The sequence below is a fragment of the Rhizobium sp. Leaf311 genome, from assembly GCF_001423445.1.
Taxonomy (GTDB): domain Bacteria; phylum Pseudomonadota; class Alphaproteobacteria; order Rhizobiales; family Rhizobiaceae; genus Agrobacterium.
Genome location: NZ_LMNZ01000021.1, coordinates 190,515 through 213,293 on the forward strand (window position 1 = coordinate 190,515; position 22,779 = coordinate 213,293).

18 protein-coding genes are annotated in these 22,779 nt (G+C 56.9%); 10 read left to right on the top strand and 8 right to left on the bottom strand.

Annotated features, from left to right (window positions below; all coding sequences use genetic code 11):
* Positions 1-64: 64 nt before the first annotated feature.
* Both ASF69_RS20245 and ASF69_RS20250 read right to left on the bottom strand, forming a co-directional pair.
* Positions 65-739, bottom strand: coding sequence for an RraA family protein (locus tag ASF69_RS20245; protein WP_062590079.1), 675 nt, complete (start codon positions 737-739; stop codon positions 65-67).
* Between the two features lie 29 nt (positions 740-768).
* A complete protein-coding gene (locus tag ASF69_RS20250) occupies positions 769-1,791 on the bottom strand; it encodes a hydroxyacid dehydrogenase (protein WP_244475534.1) in 1,023 nt (340 codons plus the stop codon).
* Positions 1,792-1,922: 131 nt separating this feature from the next.
* On the opposite strand from ASF69_RS20250, the gene ASF69_RS20255 reads away from it, so the two are divergent.
* The 5 genes from ASF69_RS20255 (at position 1,923) to ASF69_RS20275 (ending at position 6,898) form a co-directional block, all read left to right on the top strand.
* Positions 1,923-2,618 (top strand): IclR family transcriptional regulator, encoded by a 696-nt coding sequence (locus tag ASF69_RS20255; RefSeq protein WP_062590081.1) that lies wholly within the window; start codon positions 1,923-1,925, stop codon positions 2,616-2,618.
* Positions 2,619-2,669: 51 nt separating this feature from the next.
* Positions 2,670-3,629 (top strand): tripartite tricarboxylate transporter substrate binding protein, encoded by a 960-nt coding sequence (locus tag ASF69_RS20260; RefSeq protein WP_062590082.1) that lies wholly within the window; start codon positions 2,670-2,672, stop codon positions 3,627-3,629.
* Positions 3,626-4,087: a tripartite tricarboxylate transporter TctB family protein gene (locus ASF69_RS20265; protein WP_062590083.1), complete on the top strand. Its 462-nt coding sequence runs from the start codon at positions 3,626-3,628 to the stop codon at positions 4,085-4,087. The genes ASF69_RS20260 and ASF69_RS20265 overlap by 4 nt, the downstream gene beginning before the upstream one ends.
* Before the next feature lie 31 nt (positions 4,088-4,118).
* Complete coding sequence (locus ASF69_RS20270; RefSeq protein WP_062590084.1) at positions 4,119-5,627, top strand: tripartite tricarboxylate transporter permease; 1,509 nt, start codon at positions 4,119-4,121, stop codon at positions 5,625-5,627.
* A gap of 86 nt (positions 5,628-5,713) precedes the next feature.
* Positions 5,714-6,898: an alpha-hydroxy acid oxidase gene (locus tag ASF69_RS20275; protein WP_062590085.1), complete on the top strand. Its 1,185-nt coding sequence runs from the start codon at positions 5,714-5,716 to the stop codon at positions 6,896-6,898.
* Between the two features lie 148 nt (positions 6,899-7,046).
* Here the strand turns inward: ASF69_RS20275 and ASF69_RS20280 are convergent, their stop codons facing one another.
* Positions 7,047-9,113: an ATP-dependent helicase gene (locus tag ASF69_RS20280; protein ID WP_062590086.1), complete on the bottom strand. Its 2,067-nt coding sequence runs from the start codon at positions 9,111-9,113 to the stop codon at positions 7,047-7,049.
* Positions 9,114-9,458: 345 nt separating this feature from the next.
* On the opposite strand from ASF69_RS20280, the gene ASF69_RS20285 reads away from it, so the two are divergent.
* The 5 genes from ASF69_RS20285 (at position 9,459) to ASF69_RS20305 (ending at position 15,981) form a co-directional block, all read left to right on the top strand.
* A complete protein-coding gene (locus ASF69_RS20285) occupies positions 9,459-11,252 on the top strand; it encodes a YbhB/YbcL family Raf kinase inhibitor-like protein (RefSeq protein ID WP_062590087.1) in 1,794 nt (597 codons plus the stop codon).
* 34 nt (positions 11,253-11,286) lie between these two features.
* Entirely contained in the window at positions 11,287-12,387 is a 1,101-nt protein-coding gene (locus tag ASF69_RS20290) for an alpha/beta hydrolase (RefSeq protein WP_062590088.1), read from the top strand.
* A 23-nt stretch (positions 12,388-12,410) separates the two neighbouring features.
* Positions 12,411-12,956, top strand: coding sequence for a DUF4142 domain-containing protein (locus ASF69_RS20295; RefSeq protein WP_062590089.1), 546 nt, complete (start codon positions 12,411-12,413; stop codon positions 12,954-12,956).
* Between the two features lie 244 nt (positions 12,957-13,200).
* Complete coding sequence (locus ASF69_RS20300; protein ID WP_062590090.1) at positions 13,201-13,686, top strand: MgtC/SapB family protein; 486 nt, start codon at positions 13,201-13,203, stop codon at positions 13,684-13,686.
* Between the two features lie 90 nt (positions 13,687-13,776).
* Positions 13,777-15,981, top strand: a complete 2,205-nt coding sequence (locus ASF69_RS20305) for a methyl-accepting chemotaxis protein (protein WP_062590091.1) — start codon at positions 13,777-13,779, stop codon at positions 15,979-15,981.
* 114 nt (positions 15,982-16,095) lie between these two features.
* Here ASF69_RS20305 and ASF69_RS20310 read toward each other — a convergent pair whose 3' ends face one another.
* From ASF69_RS20310 to ASF69_RS20330, 5 genes are all read right to left on the bottom strand, one after another.
* Positions 16,096-16,923 carry a 3-keto-5-aminohexanoate cleavage protein gene (locus ASF69_RS20310; protein ID WP_062590092.1) on the bottom strand — a complete coding sequence of 276 codons (828 nt, stop codon included), beginning with the start codon at positions 16,921-16,923 and terminating at the stop codon, positions 16,096-16,098.
* Between the two features lie 7 nt (positions 16,924-16,930).
* On the bottom strand, positions 16,931-18,160 hold the full coding sequence (locus ASF69_RS20315) for an MFS transporter (protein ID WP_113170697.1): 1,230 nt from the start codon (positions 18,158-18,160) through the stop codon (positions 16,931-16,933).
* 15 nt (positions 18,161-18,175) lie between these two features.
* On the bottom strand, positions 18,176-18,946 hold the full coding sequence (locus tag ASF69_RS20320) for a cyclase family protein (RefSeq protein WP_062590094.1): 771 nt from the start codon (positions 18,944-18,946) through the stop codon (positions 18,176-18,178).
* 419 nt (positions 18,947-19,365) lie between these two features.
* A complete protein-coding gene (locus ASF69_RS20325; RefSeq protein WP_062590095.1) occupies positions 19,366-21,309 on the bottom strand; it encodes a methyl-accepting chemotaxis protein in 1,944 nt (647 codons plus the stop codon).
* A 678-nt stretch (positions 21,310-21,987) separates the two neighbouring features.
* Entirely contained in the window at positions 21,988-22,755 is a 768-nt protein-coding gene (locus ASF69_RS20330) for an EAL domain-containing protein (RefSeq protein WP_062590096.1), read from the bottom strand.
* Between the last annotated feature and the right edge of the window lie 24 nt (positions 22,756-22,779).

Here is a 22,779-nt window from a genome sequence, read left to right on the forward strand (position 1 = left end):
GAGCCCTTTCAAGGGCTAGGAGCATGAGTGGCTGAGGCGTGGATATTTCCACGCCTCGAGCTTTTTAAACTTCGATGAAGCAGCCGAGCCGGGCCAGAGAGGCATCGACCCAAGCACGATCATTTTTGCCCAGTTTGATGTTTTCCATTTGCTTCGTTTCGGCCGCATGCTTTTTCGAAGCGGCTTCGAAGACGGTTTCGACTGAGGCAAGCGGGACGGATAGAAGACCGTCGGCATCGCCGCAAATGAGGTCGCCGGGTTCGATGACCATGCCGTTGATAGCGATGGGTACATTCACTTCGCCGGGGCCATCCTTGTAAGGGCCGCGATGGGTTACGCCTGCGGCAAAGACGGGGAAGGATCCTGCCAGCAGTTCTTCGCTGTCCCGAATGGCGCCGAAGATGACGATGCCGCCGAGGCCGCGTTGGGCCGCGTGCGCAACCATCAATTCGCCGATGATTGCATTGCTAAGATCACCACCGGCATCAACGACGACGATGTCGCCCGGCTCGGCGATGTCGAGGGCCTTGTGAACCATCAGATTGTCGCCGGGGCGGGCTTTGACCGTCACGGCTGCGCCGACCATGCGCGGGCCGGTGTAGAAAGGACGCAGCGGCGCGCCACCAGCCGTCATGCGCGACATGACATCGCTGACATTGGCGACCGGGAGCGTTCTAAATTTGTCGACCCAGTCTGCGCTGACACTCTGCTTACGCTTGCAGACTCTGAAACCTAACATTTCAATTCCTCCGTATCGTGTTGGGTAGGTTAGTTCTGTTCGAGGTTCTGGTTGGCCAGTGCGCGCCGGTCGAACGGCACGCCGGTGAGCACATCGACAATGTGCTGTGCGCTCTGCACGGCCATGTTGCGCAGCGCCGAACGGCTCGCGCCGCCCACATGCGGGGTGGCGATAAGGTTTGGCAGCGCCCAGAACGGATGGTCCTGTGCCGGTGGCTCCTGTTCGAAGCTGTCGAGCGCGGCCCCTGCGATGCTTCCGTCTTTCAGGGCCGCTAGCAAAGCAGCTTCGTCAATCACGGCGCCACGTGATGTGTTGACGATGAAGGCGGTTGGCTTCATCAGCTTCAATCGCTCGGCATTGATGAGATGATGCGTCTGCGGCGATAGAGGGCAGTGCAGGCTGACGATGTCGCTTTCTGCCAGAACCTCCAGCAAGTCACGGCTCACGCGTGTACCGTCCGCGTCCTCTGCAAATGGATCGTAGGCGATGGTTTCCATGCCAAGCCCTTGGGCGAGCCTGGCGGTTCTGCGGCCGATTTCACCAAAGCCGATAATGCCGAACTTTGCACCAGCAAGGTCGCGACCGACATATTTTGTCTTTGGCCAGGCACCGCCTTTGACCGTGTCGCTCAGAATGCCGATATCTTTCATCAGCGTTACAGAGAGGGTAATCGCCAGTTCCGCGACCGATTGGGCATTGGCAGCAAGCGCGCGCAGCACGGGGATGTTACGGGACGTTGCGGCATCCAGATCGATATTGTCTACGCCGCTACCGTGTTTCGCGATCACGCGAAGACGCGGCGACGATCCGATGACCAGATCGTTTATCTGCCCCTGGCGTACGAGGATGGCATCGACTGCGTTGGTCCTTGCGATGTCGGCAAGATTTTCAGAACCGCTGTAGCCATCGGCGTAAATCGTCTCGATTCCATTTTTTTGGAGAAGTTCTGTAGCTTCGGGCGCCAGTTGCGCGCCTGTGACGAGAACCTTGTGACCTGTGGCAGCCGCCGCGGACGGGTTTGCGGTCGCCGACACCCTATTGATTTTGCTCACTAAAACCTCCCGAATTTCGGTGCGTCGCTGCGCATGGGAGCGACGGTTGACGAATCCTCATTATCGGGTATTGTACTAAATGAAAAGGTGTTGTACCTAGTACAACGCTTTTTTACGGGAGGTTAAGACCAATGCCAGGCAATTCTTCAGGTGTTGCAGCTGTTGAACGGGCTGTTTCGATGCTGGAAGCTTTCACGGATGTCGACTATGCGTTGACGCTGGGTGAGCTTGCGCGTCGCACTGAACTCGACAAATCCACGGTCCTTCGCATTGCGCGTTCGCTCGCCAAATCCTCCATGCTCGTCCGCAATGAAGATGCCAGCTGGCGGCTCGGCCCCAAGCTGGTGCGTCTGGGCGGGCTGTATCAATCGACATTCAAATCTTCCGCCGTTGTTGAGCCTTTGCTTGCTCAAATCAGCGATGAAAGCGGCGAGAGCGCTGCCGTCTATATCAAGGAAGGCGATGTGCGCGTTTGCCTTCATCGCCATGATTCAACGCAGTCGATCCGCCATTCGGCCCGTGTGGGCGATACGATGCCGCTGGATCGCGGTGCACCGGGTCGCGTCATTCTGGCGTTCACCGGTGTTTCCGGAAAAATCTACGATGACATTCGCGCCCAGGGCTTTCACGTCACCATCGGTGAGCGCGATCCGCAGGTCGCCAGCATCGCCGTACCCATCTACCGTGAAGGTCAGGCCCTGTTCGGCTCTCTGGCCTTGACCGGTCCGCCATCGCGTTTTGGCGATGAGGCCATATCCAAAAATCTCGAAATTCTCCGCGTTGCCGCTCGCAAGCTGAGCACCGCGCTTGGAGGAAATCCCGGCTAGTATTCGAGCGGGCGCCGGGCCTGCACAGCGTTCCTTGGGAGGAGCATATCGATGAATATGATGAGGATTGCAGCTTTGGCAGCCGGTACCTTGCTGGCGACAATCGGTTCTGCACAGGCTGAATGGCCTAAAGATCGGCCAATTCAGATGATCGTCGCCTTTGCACCGGGCGGTAGCACCGACGTTATGGCGCGTGCCATGCAGCCCTATCTCGAAAAAGAACTCGGCGCAGACATTGTGATCGAAAACCGTCCGGGTGCGTCGGGCGAAATCGCCTATACCGCTTTGGCAAAGGCCAAGCCGGACGGCTACACCTTCTCCTTCATCAACACGCCAGGCTTCTTGTCCATGCAGGTGCAGAGAAAGCTGGGTTACGATCCGAAGACCATCAAGCCGGTTGCGCGCATCGTCGATGATCCGGCAGCTATCGTCGTTCCCGCAGCATCGGACATCAAAACGCTGGCGGATTTCGTCGCGGCCGCAAAGGCAAAGCCCGGTGCGGTTTCCTTCGGCTCATCGGGCATCGGCACGGACGATCACCTCGCAATCATCATTCTGGGATCGGAATCCGGCACGACGATCACCCACATCCCGTTCAACGGCGCTGGTGAAACACGCACGGCCATCCTCGGTGCACAGGTTACCGGTGGGGGTCTCAATGTCAGCGAGTTCGGCGGAAACGATACGTCGGGTCTGCGTATGATCAACACATTTGGAAAAGAGCGCTCGCCGCAGCTTCCAGACGTACCGACCGCCATTGAGTCCGGTTTCAATGTCGAGATGACATCAGAGCGTGGTATCGCCGCTCCACGTGAGGTTCCGGCTGAAATCACAGATCGTTTCGCTGCGGCCATCAAGGCAACGCTCGACAATCCGGAATTCCAGAAACAGGCCAAGCAGATGGCCTTGCCACTGGCCTATCTCAGCGGACCTGATTGGGAAAAGGAAATGCCGACACGTCTCGCCCGTTTCCAGAAAATCTGGGATACAACACCTTGGGTGCAGCAATGAGCACGGAGCCTGCAGTCAAAGGTCGGGACCATCCCGATATGCTGGCGGGCGGCGTGATGATATTTCTGGGAGCGCTTGGCCTTTGGGCCGCGCGCGACCTGACATACGGCACTCCGGCAATGATGGGCCCCGGGTTTCTCCCGAAGTCGCTGTGCGCCATCATTGCGCTGATTGGTGCGGTCGTTCTCATCAAGGGTTTGTCCAAACCCCAGGAGGCGTTGGACGCGATCAACCCCAAGCCGCTCATCATTCTGGTCGTCGCCATTGCAGGGTTCGCCTTTGCAGCAGAGCGTTTCGGCTTCGTCCCGGCGACCATCTGGTTGCTGGTCGTCGGAAGCCTTGCCGACCCGGAGTCGCGCTGGAAAGAGATTTTCATCTCGACCGCCGTGCTCACCTCTCTTGGCGCGCTCCTCTTCGTTTACGGACTTGGCGTTCAGATGCCCATCTGGCCCTTCTGATTGCCTGTCCTGACTTGATCGGATCATTTCGATGGCATTTTTCGACGTACTCATGCTTGGCTTCTCGGAGGCCCTGACACCCACCAACCTGATGTTCTGTTTCCTCGGCGCGCTGCTGGGAACGCTGATTGGCGTGTTGCCCGGCATCGGACCAACTGCAACCGTGGCAATTCTGCTGCCGGTTACTTTCTTCCTGCCGCCGCTCGGCGCCTTGATCATGCTCGCGGGCATTTTCTACGGGGCTCAGTATGGCGGATCGACAACGGCTATTCTGGTCAATCTTCCCGGCGAGGCCTCGGCGGTTGTGACTGCGATCGACGGTTATCAAATGGCGAGAAAGGGCAGGGCGGGCGCCGCCCTTGCCATCGCGGCACTCGGATCTTTCTTTGCCGGTACTGTGGCAACCATCGCACTGGCGATTGCCGGCCCGACGCTGTCTTCCTTCGCCCTGTCCTTCGGCCCGGCCGAATATGTGGCGCTGTGTATCTTCGGTCTGCTCGCCGCCACCATTCTGGCCCATGGTTCGGTGGTCAAGGCCATTGGCATGGTCTGCCTCGGCCTCGTGCTGGGCATGGTCGGCATCGACGTCAACAGCGGGTCAGCCCGCATGACATTCGGATCGACCGATCTTTACGACGGTATCGATTTCGTCGTTATCGCGGTTGGTCTGTTCGGCATTGCGGAAATCGCCACAAACCTAGAATCCAAGGAGGTTCGCGGTGTCTTGCAAAGCAAGATCGGCAGGCTTTGGCCGACTCGCGAAGAATTCAGGGACAGCTGGGCGGCCGTGTTGCGCGGAACCGGTGTCGGCACCATCCTGGGCGTTCTGCCGGGTGGTGGCGCAACCTTGAGCGCGTTCAGTGCCTATTCGGTCGAAAAACGTATTTCCAAGACCCCGGAGAAATTCGGTCACGGCGCTATTGCAGGTGTTGCCGGGCCGGAAGCTGCGAATAATGCGGGTGCGCAGTCTTCGTTCATACCGCTTCTGACACTTGGCATTCCGTCCAACTCCATCATGGCCATGATGCTGGGTGCCATGACCATTCACGGCATTACGCCCGGCCCGTCGGTCATCCAGAACCAGCCGGAATTGTTCTGGGGTCTCGTCGCCTCGATGTGGCTCGGCAACGCCATGCTGCTGGTCATCAACCTGCCGCTCATCGGTCTTTGGGTAAAGCTGCTGCAAATCCCTTATCGCCTGATGTATCCTGCCATTCTGCTGTTCTGCTGCGTCGGTGTGTACAGCGTCAGCAATCGTGGTTTCGATGTGGCTTTGGTTATCCTGTTTGGCATCTTGGGCTATGTCCTGCGCAAGGCGAAATGCGAACCGGGTCCGCTTCTGCTGGGCTTCGTTCTAGGTCCGCTTCTGGAAACCAACCTGCGCCGCGCCATGCTTCTGTCGCAGGGTGACTGGCTGGTCTTCTTCGAGCGTCCCATCAGCGCGGTGCTTCTGGCCGTGACAGCGCTGATGCTGCTGACCCTGATCCTGCCAACCATCCGCAAGAACAGAAAAGCCGCCTTCGAAGCGAGCGAAGACTGACAGAGGGGCGCCGCGAGGCGCCCTTTTCGCTTCGGTAGGGAGAAGAAATTGACCTGCGTCGGCATGATGCTATCTGTGAGCTATCCATGAGATTACCTATTCCCGGCTTTTCCTACGCTCGCCGTCTGCGCGGCGTGCTGTCTCTGGACGATTTCGAGAGCGTGGCGCGAGGTCATCTGCCAAAGCCGCTATTTGGGTATATTGCCGGGGCCAGCGAGACCAATGCCTCGCTGCGACAGAATGCTGCTGCGTTTCAGGACATCGCTTTGCTGCCGAGGGTGCTGCGAAATGTCTCGGGCAGAAACACAAAGACCACCCTGTTGGGCGAGGAGTGGAACGCCCCCTTCGGCATCGCGCCCATGGGCATCAGTGCCTTGATGGCCTATCGGGGAGATCTCGTCTTGGCGAGAGCAGCGCAGGATTCCGGTATCCCCATGATCATGAGCGGTTCGTCCCTGATCCGGCTTGAGGAGATCGTCGAGGCGGCGCCCCGATCATGGTTCCAAGCCTATCTTCCCGGTGAGCCGGATCGGATCGATGCGCTGATCGACCGCGTCGCCTCGGCAGGGTATAAAACACTCGTGCTGACCGTCGATACCGCCGTCCTGGCAAATCGCGAGAACAACATCCGAGCAGGTTTCTCAACACCGCTACGACCAAGCGCTCGTCTTGCCTGGCAGGGATTGAGCCACCCGGCATGGAGCATCGGCACCTTCGGTCGCACGATCCTCAAGCATGGCATTCCCCATTTTGAAAACTCCTATGCCACGCGCGGTGCGCCTATCCTTGCGTCCAACGTGATGCGCGACTTTGGTAAGAAGGATCATTTGAGCTGGGACCATCTCAGCCGGATCAGGGAGAGATGGGCTGGAAATCTGATCGTGAAAGGCATTCTTCACCCCGAAGATGCGGCCATTGCCGTACACCGCGGAGCAGACGGTATCATCGTCTCCAACCATGGCGGCAGGCAGCTGGACGGTGCCATCGCGCCACTGAAAGCACTTCCGGCAATAGTAGATAAGGTGGGGCCTGGGACAGTTGTCATGATCGATGGGGGATTTCGCAGAGGCACGGACATCGTAAAAGCGTTGGCCCTCGGTGCAAAGTTTGTTTTCGTCGGCAGACCGTTTCTATACGCTGCGACGGTTGGTGGCCAAGCCGGTGTGGCAAAGGCTGCCGCTATCCTTATGGATGAGCTTCATCGCAACATTGGCCTGCTTGGTCTCACGGGAATTGACCAATTGTCTTCCGCGGTCATCGAGCAGCAATAAGTCTACCAGGCATCGCTGCCTTTTCCTAACCGCCTGCCAGCTATAATGCGATGCCAGAATTTCGACGGTATGAAGCACCGGGTCGTCGTCGAGCCTGCGTTGACGTGCGGCAGTCGGGCGTGGTTTGGAGGCGACGTGTTGGCCGCCCCTATTTCCACATGCCGCGCATGCGTGCGCCGACATCGATGCGGATTTGCTGGGCACTGCGTTCAGACGCTGCGGGTGAAACTTTCGGCCAGGCCATCGGTTCGAAATACTGCAACAGGGTCGCCGGGATGAACCGGCTTCTGGCAGCGTAAACATGCCGATCACCCTGCGAGTTCTGACCGTGAGTGAAAAACCGCTGCGGCGTAATCAGCGACAGGCTGTCCTTGGCACGCGTCATGCCGACATAAAGCAGTCGTCGCTCTTCTTCGAGTTCCTGCGTGGTTCCGGTGCCGAGGTCCGACGGTATGCAGCCATCGACGACATTGAGCATGAAAACGGAGCGCCATTCCTGCCCCTTGGCCGAATGGATGGTCGACAGAATGAGGTAGTCTTCGTCGAGCAGCGGGACACCCGCCTGATCGCTGGTCGCATCCGGCGGATCAAGCGTCAGTTCAGTCAGGAAACGCTCTCGGGAAGGGTAGCCGCTGGCGATCTGCTCGAGTTGCAGAAGGTCGGCCTTGCGGGTGTCGGCATCTTCATGGATGCGATCAAGATGCGGTTCGTACCAGAGACGGGCCTGCGCGATATCCGATGGCCAGCCTTCATGGGTTTTCCGAAGGCCGCCCAACAGTTGAACGAAGGACGTCCAGTCCTCCCCCGTCTTGGGTGGCGGCGGAATTTCAGCCAGCGCCAAGAGCGGTTCGGGGTCGGATGCGATCGTGTCGAGAATGGTGCCAGCTTTCTTGGGACCAATTCCAGGCAGCATCTGCAGAAGACGGAAACCGGCCACCCGGTCACGGGGGTTCTGGGCGAAACGCAGGACTGCCAGCATGTCCTTCACATGGGCACTGTCGAGGAACTTCAGGCCGCCGAATTTGACGAAAGGAATGTTGCGGCGGGTGAGTTCTACTTCAAGCGTGCCGCTGTGGCTGGAAGTGCGAAACAGCACCGCCTGCTGCTTCAGCGTCATCCCGACCTCGCGGTTTGCCAGCACCTGCTCAACGATGAAATTCGCCTGTTCGGTTTCGTCCTTGACGGTCACGAGTTTCGGTCGCTCCAGCGACTCCCGTTCCGTCCACAGGTTCTTGGTGAAACGCTCGCGCGCAAGCTCGATCACGCCGTTGGCTGCTGCCAGAATGGGCTGGGTCGAACGGTAATTGCGATCGAGCGTGATGACGTCCGCTGCCGGACTGAACGATGCCGGGAAGTCGAGAATGTTGCGAACTGTTGCTGCCCGAAACGAATAGATTGATTGTGCATCATCACCTACGACGGTCAATCCCCGTCCGCCGGGCTTGAGCGCCATCAGGACAGACGCCTGCAGCTTGTTCGTGTCCTGATACTCATCCACCATCACATGGTCGAAACGACTGCCGATATCGTCGGCGAGTTCGGGATCGCTCACCATCTGCGCCCAGTAGAGCAGCAGATCATCGTAATCGAGCACGTTCTGCGCCTGCTTTGCCTCGACATAAGCTCCGAACAGTTCCTTCAACTGTTCCTCCCAAGAGGCGACCCATGGATAGTGCTGGCGAAGAATCTCGTTTAGCGGTGTCTCCGAGTTAACGGCGCGCGAGTAGATCGAGAGACAGGTGCCCTTGGTCGGGAAACGGCTTTCGGTTTTGGAAAATCCAAGCTCGTGGCGCACGAGGTTCATCAGGTCGGCGCTGTCTTCCCGGTCGTGGATTGTGAAGTCGAGATTGAGACCGATCTGCTCGGCATACATCCGCAGCAGTCTGGCACCGATCCCATGAAACGTACCCGACCACGCAAGCGCGTCAGTCAGGACGGCAGCATTGGCACCCAGAACATTGCGGCAGATACGCTCGACGCGGCGGGCCATTTCCGAGGCGGCCCTGCGCGAAAAGGTCATGAGCAGAATACGGCGCGGGTCGGCACCATTGACGATAAGGTGCGCCACACGATGCGCCAGTGTATTCGTCTTGCCGGAGCCCGCCCCAGCGATGATCAACAATGGCCCCGCTGCGTTGCCCTCAGCCAGCCCAACGCCATGCTCGACGGCCTTGCGCTGCTGCTCGTTCAGTTTTTCCAGATAGGCAACCGCCATCCCGTTTTCCTTGATGTGTGCCTACTTTGAATTCGGCATGGAAGAATCCTCTTAAATCGAGAGTGACGCTTCAAAATTGCCTTGCGAACAAAGTAAGAACTATCAGGTGGCAGAGATATTGAAAAGTCCTTCATTAGCATGACGCGATAGTCGTCAGTCTTACGGGTCGAAGCTTTTCGTGTCAGCCTTCAGCGACGTTTGAAGACCACATCGCAAGTGCTCTTCACACCATGGGCATTGTAGCTGTTCGGGAGGCAGCGTACGTCTGTCATTGGCCAGCATAAATTACAGGAACTTTGAAGAGTCTCGCATGTTCGGCATGTGAAGTCTTTGGAGGAATACCTAATGATACGTCGTGTTACCGGCGCTGCGTCAATTTTCGCAGCACTTCTTGGCTGCAGTGCGTCTTACGCCCAGCAGGGCGATGGAACTGAAGTCCAGATCACTACAAACGTTTTCAAGCCCAATAAGGTCGCTGCGACGAGTGAGCGGATTGGTGAGTTGAAGGTGCCCGACGGCTTCTCCGTGAAGCCATTCGCCCAGGGCCTTGGCAATAGTCGCATTATCGAGGTCTCCGACAAGGGATTCATCTATGTCAGCCGTCGGGAAGAGGGCGATGTGCTGCTCCTCAAGGACGAGAATAACGATGGCAAGTCCGATGGCGCGCCTGTCCAGGTCGTGTCCCGCGCACAGGCGCATGGGCTGGCAATCAAGGATGACAAACTCTACCTTGTCACCGTGAAAGAGGTCTTCGTTGCCGACATCAAGGCCGATGGAACGCTTAGCGAACTTGAGATGATCATCGGCGATCTGCCGGATTCCGGCCAGCATCCAAACCGTGTTCTTTCATTCGGCCCTGACGGAATGCTGTACATCAGCGTCGGCTCTACCTGCAATTCCTGCAACGAAAGCAATCCTGAAAACGCAACGATCATTCGCGCGACGCCGGATGGCAAGAGCAGAACGATTTTCGCGTCAGGCCTGCGCAACACGATTGGTTACGATTGGCAGCCGCAGACTGGCGAACTCTGGGGCCTGGATCATGGCATCGACCTGATGGGCGACGAGGTTCAGGCCGAGGAACTCAACAAGATCGAGCAGGGCAAGCAATATGGCTGGCCGCATGTCTATGGCGCGGGTGACATATATCCACAGTCCACGCCAGTTGGCGGTGTGACAAAAGAGCAATGGCGCGATCAGAGCCAGCCGATGGTGATCGGTTACACGGCGCACGCGGCGCCCATGCAGATGAAGTTCTATAAGGGAACGGCCTTTCCAGCGGAATTTGCGGGAGATGCTTTCGCTACCATGCGGGGATCATGGAACCGAAACCCGGCATCAGGTTACGAAATTGTCCGGGTTCACTTCGAAAACGGTCAGCCCAAAACCATCGAGCCGTTCCTGACCGGCTTCCTGACGGATGGCGGCAGGACGCATTTCGCCCGTCCGGTCGGCCTTGCCGTCGCTAAAGACGGCTCGTTGTTGATGGCGGATGATGCCAACGGCGTCATTTACCGGATTGCCTATACGGGCGAAGCCAAAAAAGCAGAGACCGCACCCACGGCCCCCGCCGATGTTATGGAAGCACAGGCGAAAAAAAGCGCAGATGTGCCATTGGCTTTGAAGCGGCCCGAGACGGAGTCCGAGGGAAAGATCACCGTCTCCACAGATGCTTTCTCGAACAATGCAGCAATGCCCACGAGATACAGTGAATATGCTGATGGCGTTTCGCCTGCGCTTCGCTGGAGCGCTGTGCCAAAGGCTGCGTCTTACGCCATCATCATGGAAGATCCTGACGCTTCGCCGCTCAAGCCCTTTGTCCATTGGTTGGCGTGGAACATCCCCGCGACAGTGACGATGCTTCCAGAAGGCTTGCAGGAACAGCTTCGCCTCGTGGAGCCGGAGGGTGTTTTGCAGGGTCGCAACACATCTGGAACACACGGTTATTTCGGACCAAAGCCACCTGCGGGTGACAAGCCTCATCACTACCATATCCAGGTCATCGCACTCGATTCCATGATTGATCTGCCACCGACGTCCGACCGCGATGCGCTTTTGGCTGCCATGTCTGGCCATGTCATCGGAAAGGGTGAGGTCGTCGGGACTTATCAGCAGAAGATCGAACCACCCAAGCAATAACAAAATGTCACACCGTAGTTTCAAAGGAAATCTTATGCCTATCTCACGTACTTCCATCGGCGCCGCGAGCCTTGCGGTCCTCTTGCTTTCTTCTTCGGCATCCGTATGGGCCCAGCAGCCCGCCCCGGCGCCAGCCCAACCGGCTCAGCAGACGCAGCCGACTGAACAGGCGAAGCCCGATGCCCAGATGCAGGCTGTCCTGGACGCGCTGAAGGGGCTGGATGCCAAACCCTTTTCTGGCCTGACCGTGCCGCAGGCCCGCACGCAGGCAAGTGCCGCCGATGCCGCGCGCACGGTGCAGCGGGACAAAAAGATATCGCCGATGCCAGAGGCGGGTGTTGCGACAAAGGATATTGCCATTCCGAGTGCCGGCGGCGCGTTGCCAGCCCGTGTCTATGTTCCCGAAGGCAAGGGGCCATTCCCTGTCGTGCTGTACTTCCACGGCGGTGGCTGGGTCGTGGCTGATATCAATACCTATGATGCGACGCCAAGAGCGCTTGCACTTGGTTCGAAAGCCATCGTTGTTTCTGCAGATTATCACCATGCGCCAGAGAGCAAGTTCCCGGCGCAGCATGACGATGCCTGGGCTGCCTACGCGTGGACCGTTGAAAACATTCATACTTTGAATGGTGACGCCAAGCGGATTGCTGTTGCGGGTGAAAGTGCCGGCGCCAATCTGGCCGCCAATGTTGCTCTGATGGCGAAGGAAAAGAAGACAACGATGCCGGTGCACCAGTTGCTGGTCTATCCAATCGCTGGCAACGACATGAACACGCCGTCCTATCAGGAAAATGCCAACGCGGCACCGCTCGGCAAGGCCGATATGGAGTGGTTCGTTTCGCATGTCTTCGCGTCCAAGGATGAGACCGCCGATCCGCGGATCAATCTCGTCGGTCGCAATGACCTTGAGGGACTGCCATCTGCAACCGTCATCACTGCGCAGATCGACCCGTTGCGTTCTGAAGGACAGGCCTATGCCGATAAGTTGAAGGCAGCGGGCGTGATGGTAAATGCGCTGAATTACGAGGGCGTGACCCACGAATTCTTCGGAATGGCCAAGGTGGTGAATAAGGCGAAGGACGCTGTCGATGCTGCCAATGCCGACCTCACGAAAGCATTTTCCAAAACGAAGTGATCGCGTCACAAAGGACCATAACTATGAAATTTTCAAATCTATCCTACCTCGCATTATCCGCTGCCCTTTTGAGCCAGCCGCTCATGGCGCAGGAACAGAAGCCAAAACCTGCTGGCGATGCCGCACCCATGATGGTCATGGACCGGCCAACCTTCGTCAGCGTCGTCTCGAGCTCCAACGAGTTCGAGATCAAGTCCAGCGAACTGGCTTTGCAGAATGCGGAGTCCGGCGATCTCAAGGACGCGGCAAAGATGATCATCGCCGACCACCAGAAGGCGGGTGCTAAGCTCAAGGGTATCTTGGATAAAAAGGGAGAGCCATTGCCATCCCCGATCGTCCTTGCACCCAAGCAACAGAAGATGATGGATCAATTGCAGGCTGCCAAAGGCAAGGACTTCGACACGCTTTACCTCGACATGCAGGTGCAAGCACACATGGAGGCGATTGCGCTGTTTCGAACCTATGCAGGGTCCGGTGACGACCAGACCGTCGTTGGGTTCGCGAAAGAAACTCTACCCAGCCTTGAAACGCATCTGTCGCACGTGAAGATGGCCAGCGCCAAGCACTAACACTGCAGAAATGCCCCACTGACGAGCCTATGCCTTCGGCGGTCCTTAGCAAGCCGCTCGAAGGCATTTTCCTGTCAGCCGATAAGCGCCAAGCCGTAGCGACCTCGTCGCAGTGAAGTGTCGTGGCCACTCAATAATCCGGCTAAGAAAAATCCACCCCAAATTCGGAACCCGCCTTTTCGGACCGAGTTGAATGCAACGACTATCTATTACGTCCGGAATCGGTTGAAGCGGAGGGATTCATTTGAATGATTGGCTCTTATCAGTTGGCGTTGAACTAAACTTCTTCCCGCATCTGATTGCATTGTTGGTGGCATATGTTCTGGCGCTCCCAATTGGTTGGGACAGAGAGCAGAATGAGCGAAGTGCGGGATTGCGGACATTTCCCTTGGTCGCGATTGCAGCCTGCGGCTTCATACAGGCCGCAGAGACGATAACTCTTGGCAATGCTGAGGCAACAGCCCGTGTCGTGGAAGGTCTCATCAATGGCGTCGGTTTCATCGGGGGTGGCGCGATCCTCGTCGGTAAAATGGGAACGCGGGGCACAGCGACAGCGGCCAGCATCTGGGCTACGGGCGCCATCGGTGCCGCGGTTGGGCTAGGCTCCTATGATACTGCCATTGTCCTTTCGATCGTTACCTTTTTGACACTTCGGGTGATGACGAACTTCAAGTCCCCGGCAAACCCGGTTCGCCTTCAGGCCGATAAGACGGAGGATGAAGGACATTGACGACGACCTTTGCCCAGAAAAGCGCTTAAGCAACTCTTGAGCTTTTTCGGATAAGCTTTTTTTCAGATGAATTCATTGTCGGGGGGACAAATGGGCAATCGGGTTCGTAAACCTATTTGGGTGAAAATGACGGCTTACGGCTTTGGAGCCGTTTTGTTTGCGAGTGCGACTATCGGAGGGCAGGCATGGTATGGCCAGTCCATTGCGAATGAAGACGCACTTCGCAGCAAGGCAAAAAGCGACCTTTCTCTTATTCAGACGGATATGGGTGCGACGCAGAGAGCGGCGGCGGCAGTCGCCTTGGCGATCGCCAGCGATCCCGACACCGCAAAACTCATTCTTGGAAAAGAAAAGGACGCTATCCTGGCCAAATACGGGTCCGGCCTTCCTGCCATCTCCAAGGAAGGTGGCCTGCAATTTGTGACCTTCATCGATGCGAAGGGCGTCGCAGTTGTGCGCCTTCATGCCCCTGACAAGTCTGGTGATGACATGACTGGCCGTCGCAAGATGGTTGTCAAAGCTCTTGCCACGGGCAAGGTCGCCGCAGGCATCGAGACCGGCCGCGCCAGCATCGGCATGTATGCGTCAGCACCGGTTATCGCTGACGGCAAGCTCGTTGGCCTCATCGATGTCGGTACTGAACTGTCGAACCCCTATTTCGGCCCCATTGCCGATCGAATCGGCGGCGAGATCGCCGTCAATGTGGTGGCCGACGGAAAACTTCAACTTCAGGCATCAACACTGGACGGAAAGTCCATGCTGACGCCAGAGCAGGTCAAGGCGGCTTTTGAAGGCAAGCCTGTGTCCGAGACGATACTGTCGGAGGGAAGGGATATCGTCGTTCAGGCTGTACCCTTTACGAATTTCTCGGGCGAACCGCTTGGCGTCTTCGAGGTCGGAGCGGACGCTACGCAAATTCTCGCGGCAAGCTCCCGATCGCTCTGGACAACGGTTGCCGGAAGCGTTGCCGTGTCACTGCTCTCGCTGATCGGCTTCCTCCTGTTTGCCCGGTCTTTCTCGAAGGTGATTGGCAATTTGACAAACACCATGTCACGACTGGCAGAAAATGACCTCGACGTAACGATCGAAGGCAAGGAACGCCCCGACGAGATAGGAGCGATGGCGTCCGCCGTTCAGGTCTTCAAGGAAAATGCCGTACGTGCGCGCTCGCTTGAGAACGAGGCAACAGCCAGCCGTCAACAGACCGAAGAAGAACGCCAGAGGGCGAGTGAGCTCGAACACAAGCGGACGATCGAGATGACGGAAGCGACCCGTTTGCTTGCCGACGGATTGCATAAACTCTCTCTGGGCGATCTGACCTATCAGATCAAACAGCCGCTTTCTGCGGATTTCGAAAGTCTTCGCTCTGATTTCAATCAAGCCGTCAGCCAGCTTCGCGAGACATTGAGCGCCGTTGCGCAGTCCACCTCCGCAATCGACAATGGCTCACGAGAAATCAGTTCGAGTGCAGATGACCTGTCACGCCGTACGGAGCAGCAGGCAGCTTCGCTTGAGCAGACGGCGGCGGCGCTGGACCAGATTACGACGAATGTTGCCAACTCCACCAAGCGTGCGGACGAAGCGCGCAGCGTCGCCATCCAGGCCAACCAGAGTGCGCGCCAGTCTGGCGCAGTGGTGGCCTCTGCCGTCCACGCAATGGGCAAGATCGAACAGTCCTCGGGCCAGATTTCGAGCATCATCGTCGTTATCGATGAAATTGCATTCCAGACGAACCTGCTGGCCCTTAATGCCGGTGTAGAAGCGGCCCGCGCCGGTGAGGCCGGAAAAGGCTTCGCTGTCGTTGCACAGGAGGTTCGCGAACTGGCCCAACGGTCCGCAAAGGCTGCAAAGGAAATCAAGGAACTCATCCGCAATTCAAGCGCCGAAGTTGAAAGCGGCGTGACGCTGGTGAGCCAGACGGGTGATGCGCTGAAGGCCATCGAAGAATATATTGTCACGATCAACCAGCATATGGACGCCATTGCAACATCGGCTCGGGAACAGTCCGTGGGTCTTGCGGAGGTCAATACCGCCGTCAACCAGATGGACCAGGTCACACAGCAGAACGCTGCAATGGTGGAAGAGGCAAACGCTGCCAGTGCGACGCTGGCAAATGAAGCAAGAAATCTGCGAGAGCTGGTGTCGCGCTTCAAGGCGGACAATTCGTCAGCTAGGCCAACCTCTGCCTCGCCAGACGTCGACAAGCCCCGTTCTTCGCCCGCAAGAACGATGTTGAAAAAGGTCGCCAGCTCGTTTGGATCGAACGCGGTTCGGGACGACTGGCAGGAGTTCTGACCCCTTTCAGCGAAGTGAGTGGCCATCAGCCATAGGACACCAGCCGTTCTGGCACTCAGTCGCCAATTGGGCTTGCTGACCGGGCCCCTTTGTACGAGGGACCCGGCAGATGCATCAAGCTGTTCTCAAGTCGAGCGTTGCACGGGCATCGGCAGGTGTCGCAACCTGCCGGTTGGCTTCACTGACGATGCGACCGGCGCGGTAAACGAACTCGGCATTTGATGCCGCAAGGCGGTTCTTGGCGTAGAGGACGTTATCCTCCATACCCACGCGGATGTTTCCGCCCATGGCCACTGCCGTCATCAGTATAGGCATATGTCCGCGACCGATGTCGATTGCCGACCAGTGAGCGTCCTTTGGAAGCAGGCCTCGCAGATAGACGAGGTTCTCGACCGTCGCCGTCGTTCCCCCCGGTGCGCCCAGGACGAACTGATAGTATGCGGGGGCCTTCAGGACCCCCTGTTTGAGATAATACTCGGAGTTATAGTACATTCCTGCGTCGAAGATTTCGATCTCGGGTTTTACGCCGTTTTCGATCATCACCCTTCCGAGCTTTTCGAGAAAATGCGGGTGATTGATGAAGAGCGTGGAGTGCGCCCAGTTCATCGAACCGCAATCATAGGAGGCCATTTCGGGCTTCAATTCCACGAGATGCATCATACGGGTCTCGTCGGTGGCGTTCAGGTCTCCTGACGTGGTGAGGTTCAGCACGATGTCGCACCGTTCCCGGATGAGGCCGACGGTTTCGCGGAATTTCCCGATATCCATCGTACCTTTGCCCTCATCGTCCCGCATGTGGAGATGAGCAATAGCGGCACCGGCCTGCCAGCATTCGAAGACGTCGTCTGCGATCTCGCGCGGTGTTAACGGAATGGCGGGGTTATGTTCCTTCGTCGGCCACGCACCCGTCGTGGCGACGGTGATAATGGTATTTTCGTTCATCTTAACCTCATAGGTCCTTGGGGCCGGAAGACGCCTTTTGGGCATCTATGTTGGGCAGGGTAAGCATCGTCAGCCCTGCAAGCAGGAAGAAACCGGCGCAAATCATAATGCCCGTCGCAAAACTGTATTTCTGGGCGATGAAACCCATGACAAACGGTGCGAAGGCAGAGATGCCGCGCCCGATATTGAAGCAGAAACCGGCGCCAAGGGTGCGAATGCGGGTTGGAAAAAGATCGGGCAGATATGACCCCATCAACCCGACAAAGGCGGTAAAGAATGCGTAGACCGGTCCCATGACGAGCAGCGCGGTGGGATCCGTCATCGAGATATAGATCGGCAATGTGATCGCCGTTCCCAGGAAGGAAATCACGACCGCTTTCTTTCTGCCGATACGGTCGGCGAGATATCCGAAGACATTGTATCCGATGAACATGCCGACGTTGAGGACGATGAAGAACATGAACGCAGTATTGGCGGGAAGTCCGCGTTCCTTGATCATGAACATTGGCAGCCAGGTGCTGGCGCCCCAATATCCGATCAATCCGCAGCTTGCGACGAGCGTTGCAAGAATGGTGTTTCGAGCAAGCTCGGGAGCGAAAATATCCTTCACCGACGTCATCGCGCCGTCAGACTTCGCCTTTTGCCGCTGCCATGCCTCCGATTCCGGTACGAATAGCAGGTAGTAGATCGCCGCAAGCATTGATCCGCCACCGGTTAGAAACAATGCGTGCCAACCAAATTGCGGGATGATGAGGTAAGCCAGAAACGAGGCGACCCCCGCACCGACCGGGAAGGAAGACAACACGAAGGACGCAGCTCTGCCTCGCTGGTGCGAGGGCCATGTTTCCGAGATATAGGAGACAATGATGCTCCAGACGCCGCCAAGACCCAGACCCGCGAGGAAACGCAGAATGAGAATCTGGTGCCAGCTATTTGTCAAGTAGATCGCCATCGTCAGCAGGCCGAAGGAGGTCAGGCTCCAGAACAGAACCTTGCGGCGACCAAAATTGTCCGCCGCCCAGCCAATCGCGATGCTGCTGAAGCCGATGCCGACCATGGTCGCGGTCGCCAGCAATCCGCCATCCGCTGGTGATATCGCCAGATCCGTGATGATTGCTGGCATTGCCATGGCAAGAAGAAAGATATCCATGGCGTCAAACATGTATCCGGCAAAACCACCGATCATCGTATGCCATTTGACATCAAGTTTTTCAGAAATTTGATTTGAGTTGTTCATGGCCATATCCCCCCTTTAAGCGTCAAGAACCGCAACAGCGCGACACCAGCCCGCGCTTGCGTTTTTGATCTTGATCGGGAAGCAGGAGAGCTTGAAACCGAACGGCGGCAGAAGGCCGAGATTGGTCAGTTTCTCCATGTGGTAATACTCTTTTTCGATGCCGGCGAAGTGCCCCTCCCAGATGATCGAGGCATCTCTGGTCTTTTCGAATTCCTCGGCAATCAGGCTGAGTGGGCGGTCCCAGCTCCAGGCATCCGTACCTACAATCTTTACGCCCTGTTCGAGAAGGTAGAGCGTGGCCTCACGGCTCATACCGCATCCTGCGGAGAGGTAATCGGCAGAGCCCCATGCTGTCTCGGCGCCTGAACGGATGACGACAATATCGAGCGGCTTCAGCCTATAGCCAATGCGCTTCAACTCGGCCTCTATGTCGGCTGCCAACACTTTGTAGCCATTCGGCTTTTGGGAAAAATCGAGTACGACTCCATCCGAGAAGCACCATTCCAGCGGTGCCTGGTCGATCGTGCGGGCTGGCTTCCCGCCATCCATGGTCGGATGATAATGCCAGGGCGCATCAAGATGAGTGCCGCTATGTGTGGTCAGGCTGACATATTCAATCGCCCAGCCCAGTCCTTTTGGCAGGTCGGATTCCTTCGCGACAGGAAAGAACTGCCGCATATGCTCTGCGCCTTGTCTGTGATCCCGATAGTCTATCGTCGTCGACATGGAAGGCGGATCGCACGGCGTTCCATCCTCCAGCGATACGCTGAGGTCGATAATTCTCATTGGTTCTCCACCCAATTATACGGTCACTGCAGATGCAGTGGTCCCCCCATTTTTCCTCTCACCACCGTGCCCGAAGCCCGGCGCATCCGAAGGTTAGAAAAAATAGACGTACGTACAACCTTTTTTAATCTGACAGCTGTTTTGTTTTTCAGAGGGTCAACGAGTGACCGCAGATTGGGAAAATCGATCACACACGGGAAATAGCCGCGCTGCTGCCGACGGACGTGCTCCTCCAGAAGGCCGTCGGGTTAAAACTGGATCTCTGATGGAGTGGAGGAAAATCAGCGTCGGGTCGTCGAGACGCTAAGGCCCGACAAACCTAGGGGGGTGGAATAGGTGAAGTGGATTTCGACACTTGCGACAAAACGAAAAACAGGCGGCCGGGTTTGGCCGCCTGTTTTTGGGTTGCGGGTGGGCGCTTAGAACTCTTCCCAGCTATCCGGTGCCGCAGCGGTGTTGCCGCCGCCTTTACCCATGGCGCTCGCGACCTTCGCAATCATGCGGCGCGCAGGGGAGGGCGCCGGTTTTTGATCGCTTTTGACGGCGACTGGCTTGCTTCTTGCCGCCTCGACAGAGTCGATGCGGAACTCGGACACGATCTCTCGCAGGCGTCGGACTTCTTCGGCCAGCGTGGAACTGGCGGCTGTCGATTCCTCCACCATAGCAGCGTTTTGCTGCGTGACCTGGTCCATCTGGTTGACCGCAGTGTTGACTTCCGAGAGGCCGACCGACTGTTCACGAGCCGACGTGGCGATGGCATCGAGTTGTGAGTTGACGACCACAACCTGCTCTTCGATGACCTTTAGTGCGTCGCCCGTTTCCTGAACCAGCCGCACGCCTGTGCTGACCTCGTCGACGGAATTGCGGATGAGATCCTTGATTTCCTTTGCCGCCTGCGCTGAGCGCTGAGCGAGTTCGCGCACCTCCTGTGCAACGACAGCAAAGCCTTTTCCAGCCTCGCCAGCACGTGCCGCTTCGACACCGGCGTTCAGAGCAAGAAGGTTGGTCTGGAAAGCGATTTCGTCGATGACGCCGATGATTGATGAAATCTGGTTGGAAGACTGCTCGATACGCTGCATTGCGGATACTGCGTTGGAGACAACCTCACCCGACCGGCGCGCAGACTTGTTGGCTTCCATTGCCACGTGGCGAGCGTCTTCTGTCCGCTTTGACGAGCTTGAAACGTTGGTGGTGATTTCGTCCAGAGCCGCTGCAGTTTCTTCCAGAGATGCGGCTTGCTGTTCGGTGCGCTTCGAGAGATCTTCGGCGCTTTGGCTGATTTCGCGAGCCCCGTTATCAATGGAGCCGGTAGCACTCGCCACTGCCCGCAAGCTGTCGCACAGCTGTCTGACGGCTGCGTTGAAGTCCGATCGCAGCGATTCAAAGTCTCCTGCAAAAGGTTCGTCCAGCTGGAAAGTAAGATTGCCGTTCGACAGTTGCCGCAGACCTTCTGCCAGTCCGGATGTAGCCTGTGCCATCTCTTGCGTACGCTGACGCTCGACCTCGGCGTTGCGCAGCCGCTCCGCTTCACCTGCACTGCGGGTGGCCTCTGCGGAGCGTTCGAGGTCCAGGGCACGCAGTCCATTGTCCTTGAATACCTGCACGGCCTTGGCCATAGAGCCGACTTCGTCACGCCGATCAATGCCATCGACAGCAACATCGAAGTTTCCAGTGGCGAGCACGCTCATCGTGTTCGACAGGTTGCCGATAGGTTTGACCAGCCAAGCTCGCACTGCAACAAAGCCAAGCACGAGTACCGCGAGGATAACGCCTGCCACAAGGCTTAGCGTTTTCAGCGCCGTGCTGTCGACGAAGGCCGATTGCTCGTCACCCATGGCGTTTGCTTCTTCCGTGACCGCTGTCGTTACGGCTGTAAAGCGCGGTGAAAGGCTAGCGAAGGCCGGTTGGCATTCTTTCAGAAAGATCGCCTGCGAACTGGCAATATCCGTCTCCGACGTTGCGGCCCGTCCTGCTGCAATCGTTGCCGAGCAGGTCTCATTGAAGATCTTGAGGCCATCCGCCTTCAACTGTTTGATGTCGCCGTTCTCAGGCAAGAGGGTGATTGCTTTGTCGATGAATTTCTTGAAGCTGTCCTCGGCATCCTTGATGGAAGCAGCGGCACTGGCATTGTTTTCCGCAGTACGGGCCATTAACAGATCGCCAACACTTGCGCGAAATGCCTGCAGGCTGCGGTTTGCGCGCGCCAGAGACAAGGCTGCGGTCTGGTGACCATCCATAAGAGACTGATAACTTTCATCAATTTTATGCAGTTGATTGGTCTGGTAAACTGCGAGGGCGACTGCGAGAAGGCCGAAGGTGGCCATGATCGCGAGAAATTTTCCGACGATAGGGACGTGCTTCATTTTGTCTCCTGGATTGCATCTTAGAGGGGGTTATTTTTTTGATGCCACTCACAAATAACGCCGCAAAAGCCACTGGGGGGCGGCACACGGCACGCATGGGTGTTTACTCCGTGCCTAGATCGTCGGATCTCACAGAAACGGGCCGAACTGGGCGCAGTCGAATGGCGGCTTTGACGGCCCCATCCAGGCACCCGATTTGTCTTTCAAATGAAATGAGAGCAGCACGCCTCGTTCGTCACGATATTACTGGTCTCTGTCAGTAACGCGAGTGGAATATACGAAGTAAATAATTTAAACATAGTTAATTTTTAATATGACCGAGAAAATAAAATATAAAAAAATAGTTTTACCAAGTAATATTTTGTGAATACATAAATTATTTCCTTCGATTTCTTGATTTTGATCAATTTTCCCTTCTGACGGGAGATGAAATTTTTGAATTAAAAATTTACACATGAATGATGCTGCTCTTAATTTGTTTTAAGTGCAAAGTTTCGCGTCATACTGACCGCGTTCCTGGATTTTAGGAAGGCGACAAAGGCGCGGGCGAGGTGGTGGAGGCGTCGACAAACGCAACGCGCCCGGTCTTATTGCCGGGCGCGAAAATTCATATACGTCTGTGGTGTAGCGCCGGAAGAGACGGAGCAATTCGGCAGGTCGGTATGGCAGTTCTGCCTGTTAGGCCGCGATACTGCTCAGCATCTCATCGGTCGGCGGTAGCGCCAGTGCCTCAAACAAGGGTTTGGAGAGGAGGTAGCCTTGCACCAGAGACACTCCGAGGTCTCTCAGGGCTGCGAGTTCTCCGCCGGTCTCAACCCCTTCGCACAAAGGAACGATATTGAGATCGGCCAGCATGTCGAGCGTGTGTTTGACGATCTTTCGCCGTACGGGGTCCTTGTCGATGCCACGTATCAGATCCATGTCCAACTTGACGATGTCAGGTTGAAAATGTGTGAGCAGTCCAAGGCCCGAATGGCCAGCACCGAAGTCATCAATCGCCGTCTGGAAACCCATCTCCCGGTAGGTGCGCAGGATGTTGAGGATGTGCGCAGTGTCCAGCTTTTCTGTCTCGGTAAATTCGAAAATGATGCGATTCAGCGGGAAGCCGGTCTTCATGGCAGTGGCAAGCGTCAGGCGAATACAGGCACGTGGCTCGTAAACGGCGTTGGGCATGAAATTGATGGAGAGCTTGGCGGTGTCGGCCGGGTCGTACAGCTTTGCAGCAAGCTCGATTGCTTTCACCCGGCATTGCTGGTCGAAGGCATATCGATTGCTCTCGTCGACCTGCGTCAGAACGGAGCCAGCCCCTTGGCCCTCTGCACCACGCACCAAAGCCTCATGTCCGAAAATTGATCCTGTCGTGATATCCACGATAGGTTGGAACGCCATCGAGAACGGCAAATTGAGAGCCGCACCCTCATGGCAGCCTTGGCACTTCGTCGACATTAAAAACCATCTCCATCTTTATCT

Excerpts from the sequence above, each read along its gene's own strand:
- ASF69_RS20260 (WP_062590082.1), top strand. The coding sequence starts at position 2,670 with ATGAATATGATGAGGATTGCAGCTTTGGCAGCCGGTACCTTGCTGGCG.
- ASF69_RS20290 (WP_062590088.1), top strand. The coding sequence starts at position 11,287 with ATGCCTATCTCACGTACTTCCATCGGCGCCGCGAGCCTTGCGGTCCTC.
- ASF69_RS20330 (WP_062590096.1), bottom strand. The coding sequence starts at position 22,755 with ATGTCGACGAAGTGCCAAGGCTGCCATGAGGGTGCGGCTCTCAATTTG.
- ASF69_RS20310 (WP_062590092.1), bottom strand. The coding sequence starts at position 16,923 with ATGAACGAAAATACCATTATCACCGTCGCCACGACGGGTGCGTGGCCG.
- ASF69_RS20320 (WP_062590094.1), bottom strand. The coding sequence starts at position 18,946 with ATGAGAATTATCGACCTCAGCGTATCGCTGGAGGATGGAACGCCGTGC.
- ASF69_RS20315 (WP_113170697.1), bottom strand. The coding sequence starts at position 18,160 with ATGAACAACTCAAATCAAATTTCTGAAAAACTTGATGTCAAATGGCAT.
- ASF69_RS20295 (WP_062590089.1), top strand. The coding sequence starts at position 12,411 with ATGAAATTTTCAAATCTATCCTACCTCGCATTATCCGCTGCCCTTTTG.
- ASF69_RS20275 (WP_062590085.1), top strand. The coding sequence starts at position 5,714 with ATGAGATTACCTATTCCCGGCTTTTCCTACGCTCGCCGTCTGCGCGGC.
- ASF69_RS20305 (WP_062590091.1), top strand. The coding sequence starts at position 13,777 with ATGGGCAATCGGGTTCGTAAACCTATTTGGGTGAAAATGACGGCTTAC.
- ASF69_RS20255 (WP_062590081.1), top strand. The coding sequence starts at position 1,923 with ATGCCAGGCAATTCTTCAGGTGTTGCAGCTGTTGAACGGGCTGTTTCG.
- ASF69_RS20325 (WP_062590095.1), bottom strand. The coding sequence starts at position 21,309 with ATGAAGCACGTCCCTATCGTCGGAAAATTTCTCGCGATCATGGCCACC.
- ASF69_RS20280 (WP_062590086.1), bottom strand. The coding sequence starts at position 9,113 with ATGGCGGTTGCCTATCTGGAAAAACTGAACGAGCAGCAGCGCAAGGCC.
- ASF69_RS20265 (WP_062590083.1), top strand. The coding sequence starts at position 3,626 with ATGAGCACGGAGCCTGCAGTCAAAGGTCGGGACCATCCCGATATGCTG.
- ASF69_RS20285 (WP_062590087.1), top strand. The coding sequence starts at position 9,459 with ATGATACGTCGTGTTACCGGCGCTGCGTCAATTTTCGCAGCACTTCTT.
- ASF69_RS20245 (WP_062590079.1), bottom strand. The coding sequence starts at position 739 with ATGTTAGGTTTCAGAGTCTGCAAGCGTAAGCAGAGTGTCAGCGCAGAC.
- ASF69_RS20270 (WP_062590084.1), top strand. The coding sequence starts at position 4,119 with ATGGCATTTTTCGACGTACTCATGCTTGGCTTCTCGGAGGCCCTGACA.